Below are 22,132 nucleotides of genomic sequence, written 5' to 3' on the forward strand. Positions count from 1 at the left end.
TTATTTTTAAGAAAATTCCTGCAAATGTAACAAAACGACATGTTATTACTTTATATATATTTATACGACACCCCTAACCATTCATGCGCTTTTTACTGCTAATCATATGCTTACCACTATTGCCGGCACTTCACGCCTCCGGACAGGCATGCCAGCAACTGGGACAGACGCCTCAGAGCGCATTCCCTATCTGTGGCACCCGTAATCTGGCACAGGCTTCCGTTCCCCTTTGCGCCGGGCGTACCCTCGCACTGAACTTCTGCGGACAGGTGGATCCCAATACGGATTATACTGACAGGAACCCTTTTTACTACAAATTCACCTGCTATCAGGCAGGTACACTCGGGTTTTCCATATTACCGAACAATCTGAACGATGATTACGACTGGCATGTGTTTGACGTAACCGGCCGGAACGTGAACGATATTTTCACCGACCGGAGCATGCAGGTTTGCGGCAACTGGAGTTCGCTTTCCGGGCTTACAGGGGCTGGCCCGGCAGGGCAGGGGCTTATTAATTGTGCCGGACCCACTTATCCCAACTTCAGCAGTATGCCCACCTTACAGGTAGGGCACGAATACCTGCTGCTGGTAAGCCATTTTACCAATACCCAAAGCGGATATACTTTATCGTTCGGTGGCGGCACTGCCGTAATCACCGATCCCAATACCGGTGATTTTGTATCGGCCCGCTACCGTTGCCTCAATAACCGGATCGCCATTAAACTGTCCAAAAAGTTCCGGTGCAATACCATTGCAGCTAATGGGAGCGATTTTGAACTGGCCGGTCTTCCCGCCCGTGTAATAGCAGCGGAAGGCGTTAATTGCACAGGGGGCTTTGATATGGATTCGGTTGTGCTTCAGCTGGACCGGCCCCTGGGGCCCGGTAACTATACCCTCCGGGTAAAAACCGGCAGCGATGGTAACACATTGCTCGATGCCTGCGATAACCCCATCACCGCCGGCAAGAATATCACGATGACGATAGCCGTTCCTCAACCGGTACCCTTCGACCTCATCCGGCCGGTAGGTTGCCGCCCTAACCGTCTCATGGTAGTGCTGCGGGATCCTGTACGTTGTGCTTCCGTAGCTCTTAACGGTTCTGACTTTACCATTACCGGAACAGGGCAACCCGTGATGGTTACCGCCGCAAATGTGTTCTGTAACGGACAACTGACCGATAGTATTGAGATAGTACTCAACCGAACCATCACGGAAGAAGGTAACTGGCGGTTAAACCTGGTACGGGGCACCGATAACAATACCCTGATGAGTGAGTGTAATGTGGAATCGCTACTGGGGCAGTTCGTGCCATTCGGTACCAGCGATGTGGTGGATGCCCGGTTTGCTTTCCGCGCAGCGCTGAATTGTGCTTCCGATACCATACACCTGGATCATAACGGAGCCAACGGTGTAAACCGGTGGAGCTGGAAGTTTGAAGATGGCAGTGAAGAAACCACCCAATCGGTCGACAAAGTGTATTGGAAAGGGAACTATGGGATGAAGGAAGTGGAGCTGACCGTCTGGAACAGGCAGTGTACAGATGTGCATTCAGAAAAAATTGACCTTCCAAATGAACTGGTGGCTGCTTTTACGCCTGGGGCGTTTGTGCTTTGTCCGCTGGATATGATCACATTTACCAATCAGAGCACCGGTAACATCGTGTCGCAGCGCTGGAACCTGGGCCATGGGCCAGGCAGCATTCTCCCTGTACCGAATCCGTACCGCTACCCGATGGTAACGCGGGAGGCTCAGTATACGGTGCGGCTGATTGTTGTGGACAATCTGCAATGTGAAGATACAGCCGTACATGTTTTGAAAACAGTACCCAGTTGTCATGTAGCGGTGCCTACCGGATTCACGCCCAATAACGATGGAGTGAATGATTATCTGTATCCGTTGAATGGATATAAAACTGCTGATTTGCTATTCCGTGTATTTGGCCGTAATGGCCAGCTGGTGTTTGAGACCCGTAACTGGCAGCAGAAATGGGATGGCCGGATCAATGGATCGCCGGCATCCGTAGGCACATATGCGTGGGTGCTGGAGTATACAGATACGGAGTTCAACAAAAGAGTATTCCAGAAAGGGGTGACTACTTTGTTGAGGTGATGCGGAGCACAGCAGGGCTATGCTCCACATCCCAAATTATCTTCATCCGGCGGGATTCCCACGGTATTCTATGGTAATTTCATTTTTTCAACTACTCTCCCAGATCTCTCAACACGCCATCTTCCCGGAGGCTGTGATAGCCGTTTTCAGAAACGATCAGGTGGTCGAGGACTTCAATGTCGAGGAGGCGCCCGCCTTCCTGGAGTTTACGGGTGATGTTGATATCGGCCTTACTGGGCTGCAGGGTACCGGAGGGGTGATTGTGGCTCAGCAAAATGCGGGTGGCTTTATGCTGCAGGGCAATCTGGAACACGACCCTGGGATCCACGGTGGTGGATGTGATGCCGCCTGTGCTGATACAGGACTGATATACTACTTTGTTGGCATGGTTCAGGAAAAGCACGTAGAAGCTTTCACGGGGCTGCCCGGCCAGTAAGGGGCGAAGATAATCTGCAGCATCTTCGATGGATGAAACCACCGGCTTTTCCAGGAGGGGGCACATTTGCCGCCGCCGGCACAATTCCAGTGCCGCGAGGATGGTAGCCGCCTTTTTGGCCCCGATGCCCCGGAAGTTACGGAGTTCCCGCATATCCAGCCGCTCCAGTTCGCGCAGATCATTCCCGCAACTGCCGAGAATATCCCGGGCCAGATCCAGGGCCGACTTTTCCGGAGTGCCGGAATTAATGATAATGGCTAATAATTCAGTGATACTGACAGCCGCCGGGCCTGCCCGCAACATCTTTTCGCGTGGCCGGTCATCTTCCGGCCATTCCTTAATACGGCGGCGCTTTACCACCTTCAATCGCCGCTGCGGCGCAGGCTCGCAGTAGGAGGGGTTAACATAAATGGCTTGCATACTTCTTACAAATTCATTTCAAATTACTCCTAAATTTCCGGTTTTGCTAAAATATTTAGTAAACATTTCAGCTTCCCTGCCAGATTTTTTTCCACATATCCGCAATTAAAATCTTAGTTTTGCAACCTCTTTTCTTTGTCATGAATCCATCGGTTAAAATCTTTACGGGTAACAGTAACCCCGCTCTGGCAGAGCTAATCGCCGCCAGATATGGAAACGGTCTGGGTAAAGTAAATATCCAGAAGTTCAGCGACGGCGAATTCCAGCCAGTTTTCCTGGAAAGTATCCGCGGTGATTACGTTTTCCTCGTTCAGGGTACCAATGCCCCGTCCGACAATCTCATGGAGCTGCTGCTCATGATAGATGCCGCCAAGCGCGCTTCTGCCGGTTATATTACTGCCGTTATCCCGTATTTCGGGTTTGCCCGGCAGGACCGGAAAGATAAGCCGCGTGTGGCCATCGGTTCCAAGCTGATCGCCAATCTGTTAACAGCCGCTGGGGCTAACAGGGTGATTACTATGGATTTACATGCTCCACAGATCCAGGGTTTCTTCGATATCCCGGTTGACCATCTCGACAGCTCGGCGATTTTTATACCTTATATAGAGAATCTCAAGCTGAAAAACCTTACCTTTGCGTCCCCTGACGTGGGTTCTACCACCCGTGTACGTGAAGTGGCAAGTTATTTCAATGCTGAAATGGTTATCTGTGATAAGCATCGCAAACGTGCCAACGAGATCGCTTCCATGGTGGTAATCGGGGATGTAACTGATAAGGACATCGTACTTATCGATGACATCTGCGACACGGCAGGAACGCTTACAAAATCGGCTGCCCTCCTGAAGGAAAAAGGCGCCCGTTCTGTAAGAGCTTTTTGTACCCACCCCGTTTTCAGCGGCAAGGCGTACGAAAACATCGAAAACTCCATCCTCGAAGAACTGGTGGTATGCGATACCATCCCGCTCAAACAGGAAAGCGCTAAGATAAAAGTGATCAGCGTGGCCGAACTTTTCGCAGTTGCCATCCGCAACATGTACGAAAACAAATCCATCACCAGCCTGTTCATTCACAGCCAGCGCCGGATGCCATAACCAAGTGTATTTTTTTACATCATAAATGTTTAAACAATGAAATCAATAACCATCGAAGGACAACTCAGAAGCGAATTCGGCAAAAAAGCCACCCGCCTTCTCCGTTCTGAGGAAAAAGTGCCTTGCGTTATTTATGGGGGTGCAGAAATCGTAGCATTTTCCGCTCCGGCTACTGCTTTTAAAGACCTGGTTTACACACCTGATTTTCAGGTTGCTGAAATTAAACTGGGCAGCAAAACTTACCGTGCTATCCTGAAGGATCTGCAGTTCGATACCGTAACTGACGTTCTTTCGCACGTAGACTTCCTGGAACTCGTAGAAGGCAAGAAAGTAGTTGCTTCCCTGCCCCTGAAAGTTACCGGCCAGTCTGTAGGTGTTAAAGCAGGTGGTAAACTGGTAGTGAAAATGAAAACGCTGAAGGTGAAAGCGCTGCCTAAAGATCTGCGCGAGAACCTGGAACTCGACATCACTAACCTCAACCTCAACGAGAACCTCCGTGTGGAAGACGTGAAAGCTGAAGGTATCGAAATCCTCAACTCTGCACGTATCCCCGTTGCTTCCGTTGTAATGACGCGTCAGCTGAAACAAGAAGAAGCTGCTGCCGAGAAGGATGCCAAGAAGAAATAAATTGGCAAAATAATTATATTAAAAAGCCCGGCAGAATATCGGCCGGGCTTTTTATTTTTGGCATCCCGTAACAAGCGGGACAATTTTAGCCTCCCCATATGAAATATTTAATCGTCGGATTAGGCAACATTGGGCCGGAATATCATCACACCCGCCACAACATCGGATTCGATGTGGCAGACGCCTTTGCTGCCAAACATCAGGCTGTTTTCCGGAGCGACCGGCTGGCGGATGTAGCGGAGATTCGCTGGAAAGGCAAAACCTTTGTTGTGATCAAACCAACCACCTATATGAATCTCAGCGGCCGTGCAGTTAAGTACTGGATGGATAAAGAGAAAATACCTGTGGAAAATGTGCTGGTTATCGTAGACGAGCTGGCACTGCCCCTTGAATCCATCCGTATCCGCCCGGGTGGCAGCGATGCAGGGCACAACGGCCTCAAAAGCATCCAGGAATCCATAGGCACCAATCAATATCCCCGCCTCCGTTTCGGTATCGGAAACGATTTTCCGAAAGGCCGGCAGGTGGATTATGTGCTCGGTAAATGGTCTGCCAAAGAAGAACCGGTTGTGCAGCAAAAGATTGATAAGTGCGTGGAAATAGTGGAAAGTTTTGCCACTATCGGATTACAACGATCTATGAACAATTATAACAACGTTACTTTTCCATTATAGAAATGTAAATTGTATATTTCATGCCGAAAGGTGCCTCCCACCTTACACCGCTATAGGTCATGATCCGTGTACCACTGATCGTTATATCAACCGGATTTTTTTTCTGCCATCATCCGGATGATAGTACGCACAGTGGGCAATGTATTGTGAGCTATGGGTCAAACCATAGGCTTTATTAACCTTACAAAATACACGCATTATGAAAATTATCTGCGTTGGAAGAAACTATGCCAAACATGCAGAAGAATTGAAGAACGAAGTGCCCTCCGAACCCGTGATTTTCATGAAACCAAAGAATGCCCTGCTGCAAAACAACCATCCCTTCTATTATCCGGAATTCACGGATAACCTCCATTATGAATGTGAGCTGGTGCTGCGGATTTCTAAAAATGGGAAACACATCCAGGAAAGATTTGCCAGTAAATATTACGATCATATTTCGGTTGGCATCGACTTTACCGCCCGCGATCTGCAGGAGAAGCAAAAAGAAAAAGGCCTCCCCTGGGAAATCGCCAAATCGTTCGATAATTCAGCAGTTGTAGGTAAGTTTATTCCTATTACAGAAACGCTGGATCTGAAAGATCTGAATTTTTGCCTTTACAAAAACAAGGAAATCGTCCAGCAGGGAAATACAACAGAACTCCTGTTTTCTTTTGACAAACTGATTGCACACATCTCCCGGTTTTTCACCCTCAACATCGGAGACCTCGTCTTTACCGGTACCCCCGCAGGCGTAGGCCCCGTTGAAATTGGTGATACCCTTGAAGCGTTCATCGAAAACGACAGTCTGCTGGAATTCATGGTCAAATAACCGCTACCCGTTCATCGGTTCTGCCAGTCAGAAAAAGTAAAAATTAAAAAGTTAAAAGAGTACGGGCTTTTTCCTTTTTAATTTTTTCTTTTTAAGGAATGTTCGAATAAATCACATCCAGAATCCGCGTCATTTCCTGAAAATCCCCTTCAGTCAGGTTCTTCCAGCCTGTTTCGCGCATTTCCAGCACCAATGGCCTCACTTCCTTATACTTACTCACCCCCTCAGGCGTTAATTGCAGAAATACCTTCCGCCGGTCGTCTGTAGACCCCTGGCGCTCCACCAGCTCCTTCCGCACCAGTAACTCCACAATCCGGGAAACCGTTGTGATATCTTTCGAGGTTAGCTTAGCTAACTCGTTGTGTGTAATGCGCTTATGCTTGTACAGGTTTTCAATGACCAGCCACTGATCTACCGTAATGGCCAATCCCCGGGCATCGAAATTCTTCTGCCAGTAATTCTTAATTTTTTTTAATGTGGCATCCAGCTTAAAAAAAGACGGATTACTCACGAAAGATTCATGCATATTCTTTAATTTGCAGTAGCAATAGTTGCTATGGCAACTATCTATAAGATACCGGCCATCATCACCAAAACAATATTACGTGCTTAAAGATAACATAAGCGTTCCTGTTTTGAAAGCCACCATTACGCACCGGGAGGAGGACCCTGCCTTCCAGGCCCTCCTCCGCCAGGCGTATGGCCTCATGTGCACAGCACGCCGCATGGCAGATCAATATGAAGCTAACCGCCCCATCTGTAAATATGTGCATTCCACCTCAGCAGGGCACGAAGCCATCCAGATTGCCGCCGGTCTACAGCTAAAGCCCTGCGATTATGTAAGTCCGTATTACCGCGACGATGCCATGATGCTCGCGCTGGGATTTTCTCCCTATACCCTCATGCTCCAGCTCCTCGCCAAAGGGGAAGACCCCTTCAGCGGCGGGCGTTCCTATTACTGCCACCCCAGCAGCCGGGATACCGATAAACCGGTTATCCCCCACCAAAGCAGCGCTACAGGCATGCAGGTGATTCCTACAACGGGTATGGCGCAAGGGGTTCAATATCTTGAAAATGCGGGTCTGCTGGATGCGGGAGACCGCCCCGTGGTACTGTGCTCCCTCGGCGATGGAAGCGTTACGGAAGGGGAAGTGAGTGAAGCATTCCAGTTTGCGGCTCTAAAGCAACTGCCCATTATTTTCCTTGTGCAGGATAATGACTGGGGCATCAGTGTGAGTGCGGATGAAGCCCGTGCCATGGATGCCTACGAATATGCCGCAGGGTTCAAGGGCCTGGAGCGCATCCGGGTAGATGGGGCTGATTTTGAAGCCAGCTACCGCGCCATGGAATCCGCCATATCTTTTGTACGAACCGAGCGTAAACCCATCCTGGTGCATGCCACCGTGCCCCTGCTGGGGCACCATACATCAGGGGTGCGCCGGGAATGGTACCGTACGCCGGAAGACCTTGCCCGTCATCAATCCCGCGATCCTTTGCCACGCCTCCGCAGCCAGATAGGCAATGTGCGTGATGCAACAGATATAGAGCTGGATGCGCAGCGCGAAGTGGAAGAAGCTTTCTCCGCCGCCGTAGCCAGTCCGGATCCTGACCCCGCCACTGTGCGCGATCATGTATTTGCCCCTACGCCTGTAACGGCAGAATCGGGAGACCGCCTGCCCGCTGGAGGAAGCAAAGTAGTTATGGTGGATGCCGCACTGCATGCCATCGAAGAAATTATGGCCGCACACCCTGAAGCTATTTTATTCGGACAGGATGTAGGGCGCAGGCTGGGAGGAGTTTTCCGTGAAGCAGCCACGCTGGCGGAGAAGTTTGGTGACGACCGGGTTTATAATACCGCTATCCAGGAAGCATATATCATTGGCAGCACAGCCGGACTTTCCGCCACAGGAGTGAAGCCCATCGTGGAAGTGCAGTTCGCCGATTACATCTATCCCGGGTTCAACCAGCTGGTAACAGAGCTATCGAAAAGTTGTTATCTGTCTTGCGGGAAATTTCCTGTGCAGTCACTCATACGTGTACCAATAGGGGCATACGGCGGTGGCGGGCCTTATCATTCAGGAAGTGTGGAAAGCACATTGCTGACGGTAAAGGGCATTAAAGTGGTATATCCCAGTAATGCAGCCGATCTGAAAGGTCTTATGAAAGCAGCATTCCTTGATCCTAACCCGGTGGTGATGCTGGAACATAAGGGGCTTTACTGGAGTAAAGTTCCGGGAACGCAGGACGCTATGACCATTGAGCCTGCGGCAGATTATATACTCCCGCTGGGCAAGGGCCGTGTGGTGCAGGAAAGTGAGGATGGCCTCACCGTTATCACATACGGTATGGGTGTTTACTGGGCAAAAGCCGCTGCGGCACAGTTTCCGGGGAAAGTAGAGATCATCGACCTCCGCACTTTATTCCCGCTGGATGAGGAACTGATATATGCTTCCGTGAAAAAACTGGGTAAATGTCTGGTACTGACGGAAGAGCAGCTTGGAAATTCCTTCGCAGAATCGCTTGCCGCGAGGATTTCCCGGAATTGCTTCCGTTTCCTCGACGCACCGGTATTTACTTTTGGAGCCCTGGATCTGCCGGCCGTTCCCCTGAACATGGAACTGGAAAAACAAATGCTCCCAACGCCGGAAAAAGTAATAGCCCAGATACGGGAGATTCTTGCATATTAATTACTCCGTTTTCAGGCTCACAGCCGGGTTCATCAATGCTGCGCGGATAGATGTATACCCGACTGTGAGCGCCGTAATAGCTGCGCACAGTAAAATGGTGATCAGGTAAATATCTCCGCCGATGTCTATGCGGTAATGGAAGCTTTTCAGCCAATTGCTCATCAGCCACCAGGATAATGGTGCTGCCGCTAAGAAGCCTGCTATCAGCATCATCGTGAATTCCCGGCCAAAGAGCCAGATTACAGACGGAACGCTTGCTCCCAGTACTTTCCGTACCCCGATTTCCTTCTTTTTCTGTACGGCCATAAAGCTGATCAGTCCATATAATCCCAGGCATCCGATGAGCACTGCCACGAAGGCGAATATCTCAACAAGCTGCATCAGCATTGTTTCGGCCTCGTACATCTCCGCAATATCATCGTCCATAAATTCGGACCGGTACAGATAGGCCGGGAACGTTTCGTTCCACATCTTTTCTATTGCCGGTTGCAAAGTTGAGGCCTGCTGCATGTCTATTTTCACCGCCAGCTGATCCCATTCGCTTATGTCTGAATACATGCAAAGCGGTTCCAGATCACTATGAAAACTTTGCGTGTGAAAATCGCGGAATACTCCGCGTACTGCTATGTTTTGGTTATTTATGTTGATGGTTTTGCCGATAATATCATTGGCGGAAGCCATGTGTAGTTTACGCAGCATCGTTTCATTCACCAGCATGCCGTTGGCGGTATCAGACAGCGGGAGGTTGTTACCCGCGATCAATTGTATCCCGAAAGTGGAGAGGTAGTTTTTGTCTACTAATTTCACGCTGATCTCGAAATCTTCATTTTCTTTCCGCCCTTCAATCCGCACACTGGTAGTGCGGTTGGTGTTGGATAATGGAGCCGCATTACAATAGGTGGCATCCACAACACCCGCCAGTTGAGTAATACGGTTGCGGAGTGTTTGCAATGCTGATGACTGCTGTTCTGGTATCCTAATTAGCATCACACCTTTTCTCTCCATGCCTGTATCGCCATGCATGGAATAATGCATTTGCCGGGCAATAACAATGGCGCCTACGATCATCACCTGCATGATGACGAACTGGATGATGATAAGCGTTCGCCGGAGGGGGAACCGGCCTTTCCCGCCAGCTGCGGAATGTGCGCGTAAAGCCTTGATAGGATTCAGTTTCGCCTGCATGATGCCCGGGTAATACCCGGCGAGTAACATCACCACAGCCAAAAGCAATACCGCGAATACAGACAGCATTATTATGTTGTTGCTGTCAAGCGTGATATCGGTAAACAGTGTTTTATTGAGTAATGGAAGGGCAATTGCCACACCTGCAATGGCTATGGCTACTGCAGCTGCCACTATAATGAATGTTTCTGACAGGAACTGGCTGAAAATCTGCAGCCGTGTGCTGCCTAATGCCTTGCGCACTCCTATTTCGCGTGAGCGGCGGAGTGACTGTGCGGTAGAAAGATTAATGAAATTTATACAGGCCGTAAACACGAGAAAGGCACCCATCCATGCAAGCGACCATAAATACTTTTTCTGAATGGTGCCGCTGAACCGGGTGTCGAAATGCAGGTCTCTGATGGGCTGCATAACAAAATTCATCCCTTCCTGATCCGGATTATATTTCTTAATGACCTGCGGGAATATGGATGTTACCTGTTCCGGGCTGATGCCTGCTTTCAGTTTTACATAGCATTGAATAGAACTCGCAATACTGCCCCAGCTGCTATCGCTGGCCATGTAAGGGTTGATGTCTTTATAGGCGGAATAGGAGAGGAAAATGTCGAGTGGATGGTCGGTATTCACCGGCATATCTTTCGCGATGCCACGTACGGTGAATGTAATGGAATTGGAAAGACGGAATTGTTTGCCGATCGGATCTTGTCCGGGAAAGAAGTTCTCGGCCGTTTTTTGAGTGATGATGGCACTGTAAGGCTCCTTGAGCGCGGTTTCGGGGTTACCCTGAATGATAGGGAAGTTAAGGATGCGGAAGTAGGATGGCTCAACGAATGCCGGCCGTGCGGTAAATTTGACCTGGTCTTTACCGGATTGCACGGTAATAAGCGGCCGGCCCCGTGTAACCCGCATGGCTACATCTTCGAAATACGGATAATCGTTGCGGAGTGCTTTACCCAGTGGCTGTGGTACTCCCTCGTTGAAATCTTCCGTTCCGTACATGGTACGGGAGCTGATGCGGAAAATACGGTCGCTGTCCGGATGGAAATTATCAAACCGCAGATGGTAACCGATAAAAAGGTAAAGAATGATGGCGCAGGCGAGGCTGGCGCCCAGTCCGGCGATATTAATAATAGCGTAGGGCTTGTTGTTTTTTAAACGGCGCCAGGCAGTAACGATTTGGTTTTTCCACATACATGACCAGATGAGCCGATTCACTGGCATAAAAAAGGCCAAAGTAAATAACTATTGATATTCAGTTGGTTAGTAAGTGCAGATCGTCCGATTTAGTACAGGAAGATGTTCGGAAATGAACATGGGGCATTAAAAAAGGAGGCGCAGGGCCTCCTTTTTATAAATTCTTATCCGGCAGGATTATTTCAGGTGTTTGTTAACGATACCCGCCAGTTCGAACATGGATACCTGTTTTTTACCACCGAAAACGATCGCCAGTTTAGCATCCGCATTGATCATGCGTTTGTTCTTAGCGTCCTGGAGGTCGTTTTTCTTGATGTAATCCCAGATTTTTTTAGTGGCTTCAGTTCTGGGGAGTGGAGTGGATCCAATAACCGCTGCAAGGTCAGCACTGGGCGTAAGCGGTGCCATGAAAGCCGCATTAGGTTTGCGGGCAGTTTTGGCGGCAGCCTTTTTGGGTGCTGCTGCTTTAGCAGCAGCTTTAGGGGTGGCGGCTTTCTTAGCCGTAGTGCTGGTTGCGGCCGTCTTTGCGGGCTGCTTCACCGATTTTGCCATGATTCGCGAGATTTAATGTGTTAAAAAGGATTTGATAGCACTAATATAAACAGTCCAATCTATTCCTGGTTCAACTTATTCCATCAAAATCATGCCATTCCCCCCGGAAAACCCATTTTTTTCTCCGAAAAGGGGTTGCGGGCGGTTTGAAATATGCAATTTTCCCTTTCTTAGGTGTAAAATCCCTGCTTAAAACGTCCCTTACCTTTGCTGAAGTAATCCGAACAGGATCTTCACCTTTTAACTGACAATCAATGAACAATCAAGTCTGGTTTGTAACCGGGGCCTCCAAAGGCCTGGGGCTTTCTTTGGCCCAAACCCTCCTCCGCAAAGGTTATCGTGTGGCTGCAACGTCCCGCCGAAGGGAAGAGCTGGTGGCTGCTATAGGCGAAACTGCCACGAATTTCCTCCCCCTGACCCTCAATATTCTCGATGAGGCCCATGTAGCTGAAGCGATTGCTGCCACTGTGGCGCATTTTGGAACTGTTGACGTTGTCGTGAACAACGCAGGGTACGGCCTTGTAGGAGCTATCGAGGAATTGACCGATGCGGAAGCAAGGGCAAATTTTGATATTAATGTATTCGGCACGCTCAATGTAATCCGCCAGGCGTTGCCACAAATGCGCAGCCAGGGTAAGGGGCACATCTTTAATATCGCATCCATCGGCGGATTTACAGGCGCGTTCCCGGCTTTCGGTATCTATTGTGCTACCAAGTTTGCCGTGCATGGCTTTTCCGAGTCGCTCGCGCAGGAAGTAAAACCCTTCGGAATAGGCGTTACCGTAGTTTCGCCGGGGTATTTCCGTACAGACTTCCTGGGCGCTTCCTTAGGTTTACCTGCACGGGAAATTCCGGAATATGCCAATGTCCGCGCCGTACAGTCCCTGCATCAGCACGACTATAATGGCCGGCAGGCAGGAGATCCGGATAAAGCTGCAGCAGCCATGATACAGGTTTTGGAAGATGGAACCGCACCCCTTCACCTGTTCCTCGGTGAAGACGCCTACCAGCTGGCAGAACAAAAAATCGCAGCCGTACAGGCCGACCTCGATGCAGTGAGGCCACTGGCCACCGCTACGGGTTTTGAACATGCTTAGTATCAGGAAGGAGGCCACCTGGCCTCCTTTTTATTATCCGCCCATTTCCTGTAAAAGGAGCCTGGATTATTCCATTCCGGCCTATCTTTTTGATTCTGAATAAGTATGCGTGGGCAATTTTATCCAGCTAAAATATCACGGAAGTTAGGAGGGGAAATAACGTAAATTCGGATAAGACAATCCCTTCAACCTGAAATCTATGCTTTCCCGGACCCTTTCCTTTTGCCTTTTAGCCATCGGCTTCTTTTCCTGTAAGAAATCAGAGATATTAAATCCACCACCGATTACACGGGTAGACAGTGTGTCGATCCGTTATACCAAACAGGGCAGCCTGGTTACGCCGGTTCCGGGAGCGATCCCCGGGGATATGAAGTACGCGCTTCTATGGTCCGGACATGCAGCTGTGGCCAGATGGGGCGTTTTTACTCCGGGAAGCGGCACAACATGGGGCAGCTTTACATATATGCTGTATGATGGAGTAGAATATGCGAAGGATACTATCTTTATTCGTACTTACAGTTTAATGGCCTCTTCCGTAGTACCAACCAATATTCGGAAAATTGTTGTGCAGCGTGGCCGACTGCATATGCTGATTAATACTACTACCGGCGAAACCACGCAGTTTTACTTTAAAGGAAAGGATAAGCTGGCTTATACAGAGAAGCGCCGTAACAACATAATGACCCGTACGGAATATCTGCACGATAATAAAGGCAATGTGAAAACAATTACTATTGATAAGTATGAGAATGAAAGACTGTTTGCGCATGAGGTAACCGTTTTCCTTGAATATGATGATAAACTCAATCCGCTGAAAGGACTGATATTGTGGGAAGATATGCTAGACCGTGCCCAGTCTGATAATAATCCATTAAGAGGTTACCAGCATGGTTATCATGAAAACGGCGGGTTGCGTGGTGAATACAGGAGTACTTTTACCTATAATTATAAATATACTCCGAAGGGCTATGCGGATTTCAGCCAGTAGCCAACTTTATAAATAACAACAGCCGGCATCCTCATGGAGCCGGCTGTTGTTATTTTGATACCTTACTTATTATGCAATAGCTTTCCCCATTACAGGATCGGTGATGGTTTCTTTTCCGGTTTCCGCACGGCCGGCAAAACGTTGCGACCATTCGGGGAACTGATCTGCAGTTACACTGAAATCATACCAGCCCTTGTATTCGCTGCGGTTTACCATAATATCCTTTTTGGCACCGGGTGCCAGAGTAATGGTATTATCTGATTTTCCGTAACCATGATCCTTCAGAGTAACCTTCAGCGATTTGCCACTACGGTTTTCCAGCTGGAGGAAAATGTTACCACTGGGACCTTTCGATTTACCGGTAGTTTCATACATACAATCCACACGCAGCCCCGGATCCTGTTTGCTACCACGGAACTCGCGGTAGAAACCATTTGGCCCGTGGAGCCTCAGTACGTATTTACCGGATGCGAAATCGGAGAGGGGCCAATCGTAAGTAAGCTGGTCGCCGGCTTTTGCTGCGAAATGCCAGTTGCGGCATACTTCCCCTGCAAAGCTTTCCGGTGCATAAACAGTAAACGGAGAGCCGGACGATTTTTGGCCGAAAAGTTTATTACCCGCACCCATGCGGATTACAAATACCTCTCGCTTCGCATCCCATTCACCTGCAGCGTGCAGTTCATAGGGCAGTCCGCATGCAGGACGGGTACCTGTTTCCTGCCGTGCCAGCGGATTGGCAGTTTCAGGATGTGCAATCATACGCTCCAGCTCTTCTCCACGGATTTCGCGGAAGCCGGAGGGCAGGTCTTTAAACTGGGCGCTATATATCGTTTCCACGAATTTTTTCTGATCGAGGAAAGGCAGTTTGGAAGAAGGTACGGCATCCGTTTCGCTGAATGCCGAAGTTAGATCGCCACAGATGGTACGGCGCCATTCACTGATGTTTCCGCTCTTTATTTTCTTATTGAATTTGCGCTGTACGAATGTTTCAAGGAATTGAAGGGTGGATGTATGGTCAAATACCTCAGAGCAAACTTTGCCGCCACGGCTCCATGGCGAGGCGATGATGAGCGGAACCCTGTAACCCAGGCCTATCGGTGCTTCGCGGGCATGCTTTTCGGCAACGCCCTGTGCCAGTTCGTTCTTCAGGCGTACGTGTTCAATTTCCGTATCAATCCCGGCAGATACTTTGCCTGTTCCGGGTTTGTTGCTGTCAGGTATAGAGAAGGGAGGCACGTGGTCATAGTAACCATCGTTTTCATCGTAGGTAACAATGAAAATGGTCTTCTTCCATACCTCGGGATTTTTGGTGAGAATGTCCATCACTTCAGACACATACCAGGCTCCATACCAGGGGGCACTGGGGTGATCGGAGAAGTTCTGCGGACTGGCCAGCCAGGATACTGTTGGTAATTTGCTTTCCTCCACATCTTTCCGGAACTGCCAGAACAGATCTCCTGCGGGCACAGGCAGCTTACGTTGGTTACCATTATCATCATATTCCAATTGAGAAAGTTTCCTGAACTGGGGATCGTTTTTATTGATGACGAATGCACGGTGGAAAAGATCTTTCTGTCCGGCAGACAGTTTAGCGTAGCTCTCTGCACTCCATTGGGCCATTTCTGCCGTGGCATTATCGAGCGCTTCCTGTTTCTTTTTGATGGCCGCCTTGTTTTTGCGGGCGGTTTCTTCAGAAGAAGGGCTCGCTTCATTCAATGCGCGTATTTCGGCCGGTAATTCATCCAGCTGCTTTTGCAGGTTGGTAACATAGCGGTCGGAGAATTTCACGTTGTATACCTTAAAGAACTCTAGCAGGTTGCAGCCGAAGTTGGCCAGCCAGGAACGTTCTTCTCCCACAAAACCGCCTCCGCACGACAAATCGTTCTGGTAGAACTTCCAGTTTACACCGTTTTGAGAGAGCAGTTCCGGGAAGGTTTCCCAGCCCAGTTTACCATAGCTGTAATCAGTATTGCGGATGTGTGCTTTGGCCTCGCCGTTTTCGGGAACGGTGATTTTACCTGTCCAGAAGAACGAGCGGTTAGGCGTAGTGCTGGTCATGGCAGAGCAGAAATTCTGATCGCAGATGGTAAAAGCATCAGCAAGGGCATAGTTGAACGGGATATCCTCGCGGGTGTGATACCCCAGTGTAAGGGGCATGTTGTGCCAGTTGGCTTTGCCGGATTGCTTCACGAGCAGCCATTTGTCATACTTGCCCTTATTGTTGGCATCCACCTGATCGTGACGCCCATGGGGGAGTGCGCCCATCCAGGTGCTTTTACTGTCTTTCAGATCGAGCCGGAAGGGAGAGTAGGTTTTCCCTTCTTTATCGGTTTGCAGCCATACCGGTTTCCTGTCGGGTAAGGTGATGGCACGGGGATCATTAAAGCCGCGGACGCCCTGGAGGGTGCCGAAGCAGTGATCGAACGACCGGTTTTCCTGCATGAGGATGACGATATGTTCGGCATCGGCCCAGCTGGTGCCTGGTGCCGGTTCGATAGCCAGCGCGCGCTGTATGGAGCCGGGCATAAAAGTAGACAGGCCTGCTGCGCCTGATAATAGCATTGATTTCCGGAGGAATTCCCTTCTGTTATCCATGGTAAACGTGGTTTGTGCAGATATAGGGAGGTAAAATAGTAAAAAACATTTTTTAAGTATATTAAAATAATATGAACGGATATGAAACCTTAAAATGAAACCCATTCCTACCACATAACATATTTTTAAAGCGGGCTGACATGCTCCCGCCGTTCTTCTGTGAACTTCCTGTGATCCTTCAGTGATATGCTGTGTTGGCAAGGGTTTGAGGGCATCCTCCATCCATCCTCCATCCGTGTTCAGCCGCAGTAAGGGTTTGATGGTGTTTGGATGGAGGATGGAAGAAGGTTGGATGGAGGATCGCTGAAGGTTCGCTGAAGCAATGACGGTGCAAAAAATGCCATGCGGAATTACCGCGGGAATTTTTTTAACTTAGGGCATCGGAATCAACCATCAGACTTACATAAGACTACAGCATTCATTCGGGGTTAAGCATACGTTATGGATCAAGCTCCAGACACACTATTGGTAGACCGGCTGAAAGAGGGAGACGTTACCGCATTCGACGCATTGTTCCTGAAATATTATAAGGTGCTATGCGCCAATGCTTTCTGGTTTCTTCAACAGGAACAGGAGGCGAAGGACCTCGTACAGACTTTCTTCATGGACATATGGGACAAGAAATTGTATTTCCAGTTTAACGGGGATGTGAAAGGCTATTTACATATGGCCGTGAAAAACCGTTGCCTGAATCATATGAAAAGAGAGAAGATCCGCGAAGGGCATCAGGAGGCGTTTTCGAACCTGCAGGATGAGAGCTGGAGGCCGGAGCAGGAGGGGAGCGGCGGAGAGTACTACCGGCAGCTGCAATCCTCATTAGAACAGGTGACGGGACAAAAGCGCATGGCTATTCACATGGTATACATGGAAGGCAAGCGCTATCAGGAAGCTGCAGACGAGATGGGCATCAGCGTCAACTCTTTCAAAACGCACCTGAAGCGGGGGCTGAAACTCCTGCGGTCGGTGATTCATCAGAAAAAACCATAACTTGTTAACCGAATCATGGAGTACCAGGATCACATATTTCAATTATATATGCACAAGCTTTCCGGTGAACTTTCGCCGGAAGAGGAAGCCGGCATTGAACGGAAGCTGGAAGAAGATCCTGCTTTCCGGGAAGCCTGGGAAGCCCTCACTGCCGATGCCCGCTCACAACGTACCGCTGTTTATGTGAAAGCAGTTGTGCCCGATGAAGGGCTTGCCGAAATGAGGCAGCGCAGGCCGGAAAAGCGCATTTCCCGCAGCTGGGTACCATATGCTGCCGCAGCAGTGCTCCTGGGGGCAGGTATATGGCTTGCAGCCCGTTTATACACTCCGCAACAACCAGCGTTCACGGCAAAAAATGCTGTTGCTCCAATTCCCGGAGTAAGCCTCACACTGGCCAATGGCAAAACAGTCCATTTTCATCCGGACAGTTCCACACAAACCGTGGCGCTCGATCAGGCAACCCTCCGCTCCGACAACGGCCAGCTTAACTACGAAAGCAGGGATACCACCGTTACCGTACTCAACGTACCTGCAGGCGGCAACTACCGCCTGATGCTTTCCGATGGTACTGAGGTTTGGCTTAATGCCTCCTCCCGCCTCCATTTCCCTTTTAACTTCGGAAGCAATACCCGGGAAGTGACCGTGGAAGGAGAAGCTTATTTCAAAGTGGCCAAAGAAGCGAACCGTCCTTTTATAGTACATACCCGGCAAGCCGATGTACAGGTACTGGGTACCTCTTTTAACGTAAACACCTACACACCCGGCAACGATAAAACTGCGTTGGTCGAGGGCAGTGTGCAGTTACAGGCACGCAATGGCCAAAAGCTAAAGCTGGAACCGGGGCAGCAGGCAGAAGCCAGCGGCTCGGCGCTTCATGCAGCTCCCTTTGAGGCCGAGGAAGTACTCAGCTGGATGAAAGGCATCGCATATTACCACCGGGCTTCCATACCCGAACTTATGGAGGAGGCATCCCGGTTTTACGGGCTATCCTTTACAGCGGCACCCGGCAAATTCAACGATGTTCAGGTTACCGGCCTGATGGACAGGGCACGGCTGCAGGAATTCCTGAACGATCTGACCATTACCACCGGTGGCACCATAGACTACGACGGGCAAACCGTTAAAGTGCACTAATCCATTCTTCCCCCCACAGAAAAAAAACTTTTACAGACTGTCACCCGAATTGAGGTGGCAGTTGTAGTTATGTTGATTTGATATCAACCAAAACCAATTTTTTCCACATGAGAAAATGTATGCGCAATTGCCGGCAGGCAGTGCGATCCCTGGTGATTTTATGTCTGATGTTTTCCACGTTGATTCCCGCATTCGCGCAGGTACAGGACCCTGCCCTGCAGAAAGCGGTGAATATCTCGGGAAAAGATATGTCTATCCTCCAGGTGTTCCGCTCCATTAAGAAACAAACGGGTTTAACGCTGGTGTACAGTAACCAGCTGTTGAACGACAACGAAAAGCTGGATCTGAATTTCCGGAATGCAAAGTTGCAGGAGGTACTGGATTTTGTGCTGAAAGGGCGCAATGTAGTGTACCAGGTGCGCAGCAACCGTATTGTTCTCGACCGTAAACCTGCCCCACCGGTAACCAAACCGGTAGTAGCGCAGGAAGAAGCGCCGAAGGAAGCTACCGTGCGCGGGCAGGTGATGGATCCTGAAGGGAATCCGCTGCCCGGAGCTACGGTGGCGGTTAACGGCACTTCGCGCGGAACGGCTACCGATGAAATGGGGGTGTTCAGCATCACGGTCAGCAACGGCCAGGTGCTGCGCGTGGCCATGATAGGTATGACGCCCGTTGAGGTTCCCTACACCGGCCAGCGTACATTGAAAGTGACGCTCTCCGCCAAAGTTGATAAGCTGAATGAGGTGGTAATTGTTGGTTTTGGTAAACAGAAGAAAGTAACCGTTACTGGTTCCGTTGCTTCCGTTAACATGGCGGATATGCGTACGCCGGTAATCAGTCTTACCAATGCCCTCGCAGGAAAGGTAGCTGGTGTGATCAGTATGCAGAGCGGTGGTGGCGAACCGGGTTATGATAACCCTACTTTCACGCTCCGTGGTATCGGCACCTTCGCCGGTAGCGTGAGCCCGCTGATCATTGTGGACGGTGTGCAGCGGCATGACGTGAACAGTACCTACGGTGGTGCTTTCAATAATATTGACCCTGAAGATATCCAGAGCATATCGCTCCTGAAAGATGCATCGGCCACGGCAGTGTACGGAGCTAAAGGTGCAAACGGTGTGCTTATCATCACCACCAAACGCGGTGTGGCTGGTAAACCTAAAGTTTCCGCCAAAGCAGAAAGCGGCTTCAACGGGCTTACCCGCCTTCCGGAAATGACGGATGCAGTAACTTATATGAAGCTTCATAACGAAGCCCGTACCAATGATGGCAACGCGCCCATGTTCTCCGAAGAACAGATTGCGAAAACTGCCAGCGGCCTTGACCCTTACCTCTACCCGAATGTAAACTGGATAGATAAGATATATAAAGACTGGTCGCCCATGACCAATGCAAACGTGAATGTATCCGGTGGGGGAGAATCCATGCGGTACTATGTATCCATGTCCTTTTACAATCAGGACGGGCAGTACGACGTTTCGAAAGTGAATGGTTACAATCCCAACCTGAATTTCAAGCGTTACGATTTCCGCAGCAATGTGGACCTTAATGTTACCAAAACCACCACGTTATCACTGAATCTCGCGGCAATGCTGGTAAACAGCCGCTTCCCGGGGGCCTCTGCAGGTGATATCTGGTACAGCACTTATGCTACCAATCCGATCTCTTTCCCGGTTTCCTATCCGGGCAACCTCTGGGCCGGGCCTCCCAATACTTCAGGCGTCAACCCTTTCAACCTTGTTCAGAATCAGGGATACGCCACAGAGTTTAAACCTTCTGTGCAATCTGTACTTTCCCTCACACAGAACCTGGAAGGGCTTGTAAAAGGGCTCACTGCAACCGGCCGTTTTTCATTTGACTCTTATGGTGAATTTAACACCCAGCGCCGCGGGTTGAATGATCTGTATTATGCCACACGCCGCGATTCTGACGGGAACCTGGTTCTTAACCAAACCCGTATCGGTGATAAATTCCTGGGATATGGCAGCGGTTCTTCCGGAGAGCGTATGATGTACCTTGAAGGGAACCTGAGCTACGACCGTTCTTTTGGTCCGCATACTATTGGCGCGCTGCTGGTAGGTGCTATCCGTAACAGGCAGTGGGGTAATTCAGGCAGTCTGAAGTTTTCCATTCCTTTCCGTAATCAGAATGCGGCTGCCCGTGTTACCTACGGCTATAAAGATAAATACCTGCTGGAAGGGAACCTCGGTGCAACTGGCTCTGAGAACTTTGAACAGGGTAAGCGCTGGGGTGTTTTTCCCGCTGCATCAGCAGGTTGGGTGATTTCCCGCGAACAGTTTATGGAAAGCCTTCCTGCTTTCTCTCTCCTGAAGCTTCGCTTCTCTATTGGTACTACCGGTAATGATGCTATTAACGGCGATCGTTTCGGGTACCTGACTTACCTCGATGGTGGCAGGCCGGGTATCTCCTTCGGTAGTCAGCCCACTTATTTTCCCGGTACCGGTGTAACCGTATTCGGAACTGAAGGCCTGACCTGGGAAACTTCTACCAAAACAAACCTTGGTCTGGATGTAAGTCTGTGGGATAAATTAAACCTCACGTTTGATGTATTCAAAGACCGCCGCCGCCAGATCCTCATCAGCCGCAGCTCGATTTCTTCAATTGGTGGCTATCAGGAAAATAATATGTCCATCTTCGCCAATCTCGGAGAAATGGAGAATAAAGGATTCGACGGAAGTCTGGAATACAATACAAATATTGGGAAAGACGTTTCGCTGCGCCTTTTCGGGAATATCACCTATGCGCGCAATAAGATCATCAATGCAGACAATCCTACTGCCATTTATCCCTACCAGCAGATTGAAGGCACCATGTTCGGTGAATACCGCGGCTACAAAAGCCTTGGCCTTTTCAGGGATGAAGATGATGTGAACAGAAGTCCTGATCAGTTGCGCCCTATGCAACCCGGTGATATTAAGTTTGAAGACCTGAACGGTGATGGCAGGATTGATGCAAACGACAGAGCGTTCCTCGGTAAATCCACTTTCCCGATCTGGTCTTACGGTTATGGTTTTAACATCGGTTATAAAAGATGGGAAGTATCTGCCCTGTTTGCCGGTGTGGCAGACGTGGGTATTATGGCCAATGGTTCCGTTATCAACCGCAACGATGGTACTGCCGTAGGTGTAGGTATTGTACCCTTCGCAGGTATAGGCCTCTATCCCTCCAGCTTTATTTCCAAAGGTGAAGACCGCTGGACGAAGGAGAATCCCCGGCAGGATGCATGGTATCCCCGCCTTACTGTTACCAACGCCAGCGATAACAACTATGTAGATAGTGACTGGTGGTTGAAAGACGGCAGCTTTATGCGGCTTAAACAGGCTTCCATTGCCTATAATATTATTACCGCCGCGATGCGGAAGAAGGGTATCAGCACACTGCAGGTATATGCCAACGGCACCAACCTCCTGACCTTCTCCAAGTTTAAACTGTGGGACCCCGAGCTGGGTTCTTACGGCGCGAGGTATCCTTTTTCCAAGACTATCACCCTCGGGCTGAGGGCGCAATTTTAACCGCTACAAC

Annotated in this window: 16 protein-coding genes; 11 read left to right on the forward strand and 5 right to left on the reverse strand. The window is 49.7% G+C overall.

Going from position 1 to position 22,132, the window contains the following annotated elements; all coding sequences use genetic code 11:
• Nucleotides 1–83: 83 nt before the first annotated feature.
• Nucleotides 84–2,111 (forward strand): T9SS type B sorting domain-containing protein, encoded by a 2,028-nt coding sequence (locus DEV76_RS21885; protein ID WP_109700073.1) that lies wholly within the window; start codon nt 84–86, stop codon nt 2,109–2,111.
• 91 nt (nt 2,112–2,202) lie between these two features.
• Here the strand turns inward: DEV76_RS21885 and radC are convergent, their stop codons facing one another.
• Nucleotides 2,203–2,967: a RadC family protein gene (radC, locus tag DEV76_RS21890; RefSeq protein WP_109700074.1), complete on the reverse strand. Its 765-nt coding sequence runs from the start codon at nt 2,965–2,967 to the stop codon at nt 2,203–2,205.
• A gap of 140 nt (nt 2,968–3,107) precedes the next feature.
• Here radC and DEV76_RS21895 point away from each other — a divergent pair, with 140 nt between their 5' ends.
• The 4 genes from DEV76_RS21895 to DEV76_RS21910 all read left to right on the forward strand — a co-directional run bounded on the left by DEV76_RS21895 (nt 3,108) and on the right by DEV76_RS21910 (nt 6,170).
• On the forward strand, nt 3,108–4,058 hold the full coding sequence (locus DEV76_RS21895) for a ribose-phosphate pyrophosphokinase (protein WP_109700075.1): 951 nt from the start codon (nt 3,108–3,110) through the stop codon (nt 4,056–4,058).
• Between the two features lie 36 nt (nt 4,059–4,094).
• On the forward strand, nt 4,095–4,685 hold the full coding sequence (locus tag DEV76_RS21900) for a 50S ribosomal protein L25 (protein WP_109700076.1): 591 nt from the start codon (nt 4,095–4,097) through the stop codon (nt 4,683–4,685).
• Nucleotides 4,686–4,783: 98 nt separating this feature from the next.
• Complete coding sequence (gene pth / locus DEV76_RS21905; RefSeq protein ID WP_109700077.1) at nt 4,784–5,359, forward strand: aminoacyl-tRNA hydrolase; 576 nt, start codon at nt 4,784–4,786, stop codon at nt 5,357–5,359.
• A gap of 199 nt (nt 5,360–5,558) precedes the next feature.
• A complete protein-coding gene (locus DEV76_RS21910; RefSeq protein WP_109700078.1) occupies nt 5,559–6,170 on the forward strand; it encodes a fumarylacetoacetate hydrolase family protein in 612 nt (203 codons plus the stop codon).
• A 91-nt stretch (nt 6,171–6,261) separates the two neighbouring features.
• On the opposite strand, the gene DEV76_RS21915 is transcribed toward DEV76_RS21910, so the two are convergent.
• Nucleotides 6,262–6,696 (reverse strand): MarR family winged helix-turn-helix transcriptional regulator, encoded by a 435-nt coding sequence (locus tag DEV76_RS21915; RefSeq protein ID WP_109700079.1) that lies wholly within the window; start codon nt 6,694–6,696, stop codon nt 6,262–6,264.
• Between the two features lie 79 nt (nt 6,697–6,775).
• Here DEV76_RS21915 and DEV76_RS21920 point away from each other — a divergent pair, with 79 nt between their 5' ends.
• Nucleotides 6,776–8,857: an alpha-ketoacid dehydrogenase subunit alpha/beta gene (locus tag DEV76_RS21920; protein ID WP_232827020.1), complete on the forward strand. Its 2,082-nt coding sequence runs from the start codon at nt 6,776–6,778 to the stop codon at nt 8,855–8,857.
• Here DEV76_RS21920 and DEV76_RS21925 read toward each other — a convergent pair whose 3' ends face one another.
• Together DEV76_RS21925 and DEV76_RS21930 are read right to left on the reverse strand one after the other, a co-directional pair.
• Nucleotides 8,858–11,233 carry an ABC transporter permease gene (locus DEV76_RS21925; RefSeq protein WP_198652164.1) on the reverse strand — a complete coding sequence of 792 codons (2,376 nt, stop codon included), beginning with the start codon at nt 11,231–11,233 and terminating at the stop codon, nt 8,858–8,860. It abuts the gene before it with no gap.
• A gap of 180 nt (nt 11,234–11,413) precedes the next feature.
• Nucleotides 11,414–11,788: an SWIB/MDM2 domain-containing protein gene (locus DEV76_RS21930; RefSeq protein ID WP_109700081.1), complete on the reverse strand. Its 375-nt coding sequence runs from the start codon at nt 11,786–11,788 to the stop codon at nt 11,414–11,416.
• 254 nt (nt 11,789–12,042) lie between these two features.
• Here DEV76_RS21930 and DEV76_RS21935 point away from each other — a divergent pair, with 254 nt between their 5' ends.
• Together DEV76_RS21935 and DEV76_RS21940 are read left to right on the forward strand one after the other, a co-directional pair.
• On the forward strand, nt 12,043–12,885 hold the full coding sequence (locus tag DEV76_RS21935; protein ID WP_109700082.1) for an oxidoreductase: 843 nt from the start codon (nt 12,043–12,045) through the stop codon (nt 12,883–12,885).
• A gap of 199 nt (nt 12,886–13,084) precedes the next feature.
• Complete coding sequence (locus DEV76_RS21940) at nt 13,085–13,873, forward strand: hypothetical protein (protein WP_157963037.1); 789 nt, start codon at nt 13,085–13,087, stop codon at nt 13,871–13,873.
• A 69-nt stretch (nt 13,874–13,942) separates the two neighbouring features.
• Here the strand turns inward: DEV76_RS21940 and DEV76_RS21945 are convergent, their stop codons facing one another.
• Nucleotides 13,943–16,468, reverse strand: a complete 2,526-nt coding sequence (locus DEV76_RS21945) for a phosphocholine-specific phospholipase C (RefSeq protein WP_109700112.1) — start codon at nt 16,466–16,468, stop codon at nt 13,943–13,945.
• A 441-nt stretch (nt 16,469–16,909) separates the two neighbouring features.
• On the opposite strand from DEV76_RS21945, the gene DEV76_RS21950 reads away from it, so the two are divergent.
• From DEV76_RS21950 to DEV76_RS21960, 3 genes are all read left to right on the forward strand, one after another.
• A complete protein-coding gene (locus tag DEV76_RS21950) occupies nt 16,910–17,455 on the forward strand; it encodes an RNA polymerase sigma factor (RefSeq protein WP_109700084.1) in 546 nt (181 codons plus the stop codon).
• Nucleotides 17,456–17,503: 48 nt separating this feature from the next.
• A complete protein-coding gene (locus DEV76_RS21955) occupies nt 17,504–18,589 on the forward strand; it encodes a FecR domain-containing protein (RefSeq protein WP_157963038.1) in 1,086 nt (361 codons plus the stop codon).
• A 167-nt stretch (nt 18,590–18,756) separates the two neighbouring features.
• A complete protein-coding gene (locus tag DEV76_RS21960; protein WP_198652165.1) occupies nt 18,757–22,122 on the forward strand; it encodes a TonB-dependent receptor in 3,366 nt (1,121 codons plus the stop codon).
• Nucleotides 22,123–22,132: the final 10 nt, after the last annotated feature.

It is taken from the genome of Chitinophaga deserti (genome assembly GCF_003149455.1).
Taxonomy (GTDB): Bacteria; Bacteroidota; Bacteroidia; order Chitinophagales; family Chitinophagaceae; genus Chitinophaga; species Chitinophaga deserti.